Origin of the sequence: Limosilactobacillus vaginalis DSM 5837 = ATCC 49540 (assembly GCF_000159435.1) — a bacterium.
Taxonomy (GTDB): Bacteria; Bacillota; Bacilli; order Lactobacillales; family Lactobacillaceae; genus Limosilactobacillus; species Limosilactobacillus vaginalis.
In genome coordinates, this window is sequence record NZ_GG693428.1 from 1 (window position 1) to 1,112 (window position 1,112).

General features: G+C 35.8%; 1 protein-coding gene. It reads left to right on the forward strand.

The features are described from left to right. Positions 1 to 18: 18 nt before the first annotated feature. The coding region (locus tag HMPREF0549_RS08845) for an Aq_aa27 family P-loop NTPase (protein WP_507992263.1) at positions 19 to 1,112 on the forward strand (1,094 nt) is incomplete at its 3' end.

Here is a 1,112-nt window from a genome sequence, read left to right on the forward strand (position 1 = left end):
AAAATTTTTAATGGATCGATGAATTTAACTCAAAAAGCACTAACCAACAATTTTGAAATGCTGTGGATGTATGCAGGATCAAAGGATAATCCAGCTGATCTAGCATTTTATCAGGCACATCAGCAACTTTTCAAGAAGAACTTTACTGAGGATAGTACTAACTATCTTGACCGGAAAGTAATCGATCAGATTAAAGGCAAATCAGCAAAAGAAATTACCGAAATTCTGACAAGCCAAACGGTCGAACAAATCAATGATAATACTGTTCTCTTTCCGGTAGAAGATATTACAAAAATAACTAATTCGCAAAGAAATCAGCGATATACACTGGTTCCAAAGGACGTTAAACAGGTAATTAACACAATTTATACCCCTAAAGGAAATAAACGACGGAAAACTGAAGAAATTAAGAATCAGGTTAAAGAGATTGTCTATAATAATCTGGAAGAACCAGCTAATAATGTCGTCGAAGCTAATACACTCTACCCGCAGCCTCTATGGTCATATGCTGACGATAATGTATTAGTTCAGCAACCCAACTCTCATGAATTCATTCCCCTAGAAAATCATGTTAAAAATGTTACTCGGGACGATGTCGAAAACTTTGTTAAAGTAATCAAAAGTTTTAAATATAACAAGGTTCGTGATGAAAGTCAGCAGGCATTATCTGCATTTATGTATCTTATGACGGCTCCCTTAATCTGGAAGATCCGGCAAATCTATCGTAAGTCCAATTATGCTAAAAGTGCTGATCAAGTACCGCTATCAATGGTCCTAATTGGTAGGGGGACTACAGGGAAGACCCTTTTAGTCCGGGATTACTTTAAACCGTTTGTTGGTGATCGGGGGATGAACCTTCAATATTCAGAAATTAATCAGGGAACTGGTGCTCATACAAATAAAGCAGTTAATTTTCTTGGTAATTACCTTAATTCAAAGCGGTTTATTTCACCAATGATCGTGGATGAATTAAACGAGAATTTTCTTCATAGTAAGGTCGCCACAAACGCGATTAAACAATGGTCCAATACAATTACAGATATTCATAACGTTAATATTTTTGCGATGAACCATAATATTGGTGGTCGTGATATTAATAATTTGGAAGAACG